This window comes from Terrabacter terrae (genome assembly GCF_039529575.1).
GTDB lineage: Bacteria > Actinomycetota > Actinomycetes > Actinomycetales > Dermatophilaceae > Terrabacter > Terrabacter terrae.
Map to the genome: position 1 here is coordinate 1 of NZ_BAAANB010000215.1, position 3,259 is coordinate 3,259.

Here is a 3,259-nt window from a genome sequence, read left to right on the forward strand (position 1 = left end):
GGATCGGCTCGCCGGCCACCATGGCCGCACGCGAGGCGAGCAGGGTGACCTCGTCGCGCTCGGGGTCGTCCTCGTCGAGCCACGAGAGGGCGCGTTCGAGGTGGAGCAGCGCCTCCTGCGGCCCACCGACCGCCATCGCGGACTCGGCGGCGGCGCGGCTCGCGCGGACCGCCGTCGGCAGGTCGCCGACGGCCGCGGCGTGCCGGGCGAGCTCGGAGGCGGGCGCGAGCTCCGGGTGCTCGGCCAGCACCGCGGCATACGCCCGGTGCAGGCGCAGGCGCTCTCCGGGCAGCAGGCCGTCGGCCACCGCCTCGCCGAGCAGCGCGTGCCGGAAGGTGTAGGCCGGCGGCCAGCGGGCCTCGAGGACGTGGTGCTCCACGGCGGCTGCCAGCGCGGCTTCGAGGGTCTCGTCGGGTAGGTCGAGCACGCGCGAGAGCAGGTCGTGGCCGATGAGCTGTCCGCCCTTGAGGGCGACGGCGCGCAGCACGCGCTGCGCCGTGTCGTCGAGCTGCTCGACGCGGGCCCGCAGGACCCGGCTCAGCCCACCGGTCAGGGCCTGCCCGGCGGCGGCGCTCGCCACGAGCTCTTCTGCGAAGAACGGGTTGCCCTCGGCGCGGCGCGCGATCTCGGTGGCCGTGTCGGGGTCGACGGCAGCGCCCTCGATCCGGGAGACCAGCTCGCGCACGGACTCGTCGGGGAGCGGGGCGAGCTCGACGTGCTCGACCCCCGCGATGCGCGCCCACACGGCGAGCGTGTCGTGCAGGGGGTGGCGACGGTGGAGGTCGTCGGAGCGGTAGGTCACGACCAGCGCCACGCCGGAGGCGAACCCGCGTGTCAGCAGGAGGGTGATGAGGTCACGGGACGAGTGGTCGGCCCAGTGGACGTCCTCGACGACGACGAGGGAGGGCTGCTCGCCGCCGAGTGCGCTCAGCAGGGCGTGGACGGCCTCGGCCACCTGGCCGGGGTCGGTGGGCCGGGCCGCGGGCCGCGGGCGTTCGGAGCCGTGCGCCTCGCCCCGCCCGGGCAGCAGGTGGCCAAGGGTCGGGTGGGCCTCGAGCAGCCGCTCCACCACCTCGGGGTGCCCGGCGTCGATGGAGCCGACCAGCTCGACGAAGGGCAGGTAGGCGAGGTTGCTGCCCGCCAGTCCCACACAGTGCCCGACCGCCGTGAACCAGCCGGCCTCCGTGGCGTCGGCGACGAGCTGCCCCACGATCCGCGACTTGCCGATCCCGGCGTCGCCCGACAGCACGACGACGCCCCCGGGCCGCGCGCCCGGGGAGGGGTGCAGCCCGAGGGCGTCGGCGAGCCGGGAGAGGTCGGTCTCCCGCCCGATCATCCGGCCGGTGCGCAACGGCATACCCGGCATCATGGCGTACTCCACCGACGGCGGCAGGGCGGTCGCCGACACGGCCGTTGCGGTGGTCGTCACCGGTCACGGACCGGGTGGTTCTCCTCCCGCCACAGCCGCGACATCGTGCGGCGGACGATCTCGAGCGAGGAGTCACGACGGACGCGACCGCGCTGCGGGTAGCGGGCCTCGATCTCGTACTGGATGGTGCGGAAGTCGACGTAGTGGGTGTTCATGGTCTTTCCTTCGCTGGTGCCGTTTCTGGACTCCTCCAGACTCGGCGGCTGAGGTAGACCCCCACATCGGACGACCTCCCTATCCCGGCACGCCCGCTACCTCAGATCCGAGGGCGTATGCCGTCCGCTGGCCTCTGAGGTAGCCCGCTGCGCCACTTCAGGCAGGAGGGAAGGCCCGCGCGATGCGGGCGCGGAGCGAGGGGACGTCCACGTCGGCAGCGGGCGCGTTGCCCGCGCGTGCGGTCACCCCGCCGGTGAGGAGCTGTCCCAAGCGTCCGGGCCACAGCACGTGGACACGTCTCGTCCGGAAGGAGCCGAGCGCGTCGAGCCGGGCGCCCACCACCTGCTCCCCGGCAGCACCGGTGTCCCATTCCCGGGCGCTCTGCGGCTCGTCCGTGACGGCCAGGAGGAACCCGCCGATGCGCGGGAACCGCTCCCGCACCCGTTGCTCCCGGGCGTCCCGACGCCGCTCGTACTCCCGCCGCGCCGACGCACCCGCACTGCCACCGTGGTCGTCGGCGTCCTGATGCGTGGCTTCCCCCGCAGCAACAGGCTCCCCGGCCACGGGTGCGTCCACCGGTGCGTCCCCGGGCGGGCACTCCAGGCAGCGCACTGTGCGACTGCTCCGTTCGTAGACGGCCCGCGTGCCTGGTCGGAGGTTCGTGCCGCACCGACGGCACGTGCCGGCATACCGAAGCCTCATGCGTTTCTCGTCGGCGACTTCCCCCGTCTCCATTCGGGGAGGCTAGGGCGGTCACGTGGCTCGGGGGCTGAAACGCCCGAAAGTCGCTTCGGCCCGCAACCTCAGCTCAGCAGGAGCGTGGCCGCGATGGTGAACATGACCAGTGCGATCGCGACGTCGAGGACCCGCCACGTCGCCGGGCGGGCGAAGAGCGGCGCGAGCAGGCGGGCGCCGTAGCCGAGCGCGGTGAACCAGGCGAGGCTCGCCGCAGCAGCGCCGCCGGCGAACCACCAGCGCCCTTCTCGGCCGTGCTGGTTGGCGAGCGACCCGACGAGCAGCACCGTGTCGAGGTAGACGTGGGGGTTGAGCCAGGTGAGCGCGAGCACGGTCGCCAGCACGCCGTTGCGGGAGGGGACGGCGTCGCTGGCGCCGAGGGCCTTCGGGTGGCGCGCGTTGCGCAGGCTGAGCACGCCGAACCCGATGAGGTATGCCGCCCCGACCCACCGCACGACGGTGAGCAGTCCCGGGTGGGCCGTGACCAGCCCGCCGACGCCGAGCACGCCTGCCAGGACGAGCACCGCGTCGCTGAGGGCGCAGACGGTGACCACGAGCGCGACGTGGTGGCGCGCAAGGCCGGTCCGCAGCACGTAGGCGTTCTGCGCGCCGATGGCGACGATGAGCGACGCCATGGTCAGGAAGCCGGGCACGAAAGAGGTCACAGAGCGACCGTAGGCCCCGTCGTCCATTCAGTGAAGCGAAGGTTTCTGCAGCATCATTAGCATGGCTTCATGCGGCTCCAGCCCGACCACCTCGCCACCCTGCTCGCCATCGTCGACACGGGCACGTTCGAGGCGGCCGCCCGCAGGTTGCACCTGACCCCGTCGGCGGTGAGCCAGCGGGTGAAGGCACTGGAGGCCGAGATCGGTCAGGTCGTCGTCGCACGCACGGCCCCCTGCAGCGCCACCTCGGCCGGAGAGGTCCTGTTGCGCCTCG

The 3,259-nt window shown here is 73.5% G+C and carries 5 protein-coding genes; 1 reads left to right on the forward strand and 4 read right to left on the reverse strand.

The features are described 5' to 3' along the window. The 4 genes from ABD194_RS21160 to ABD194_RS21175 all read right to left on the reverse strand — a co-directional run. Window positions 1-1,429, reverse strand: a 1,429-nt coding sequence (locus ABD194_RS21160; protein ID WP_343995218.1) for an ATP-binding protein, incomplete at its 3' end; no start/stop codon positions are given. Beyond that, window positions 1,426-1,584, reverse strand: a complete 159-nt coding sequence (locus ABD194_RS21165; RefSeq protein WP_343995220.1) for a hypothetical protein — start codon at window positions 1,582-1,584, stop codon at window positions 1,426-1,428. The genes ABD194_RS21160 and ABD194_RS21165, both read right to left, overlap by 4 nt. 157 nt (window positions 1,585-1,741) lie before the next feature. Beyond that, window positions 1,742-2,161 (reverse strand): hypothetical protein, encoded by a 420-nt coding sequence (locus ABD194_RS21170; RefSeq protein ID WP_343995222.1) that lies wholly within the window; start codon window positions 2,159-2,161, stop codon window positions 1,742-1,744. Window positions 2,162-2,388: 227 nt separating this feature from the next. After that, entirely contained in the window at window positions 2,389-2,985 is a 597-nt protein-coding gene (locus ABD194_RS21175) for a LysE/ArgO family amino acid transporter (protein ID WP_343995224.1), read from the reverse strand. A 69-nt stretch (window positions 2,986-3,054) separates the two neighbouring features. Here ABD194_RS21175 and ABD194_RS21180 point away from each other — a divergent pair. Then, window positions 3,055-3,259: LysR family transcriptional regulator (locus tag ABD194_RS21180; protein WP_343995226.1), on the forward strand; the 205-nt coding region annotated here is incomplete at its 3' end.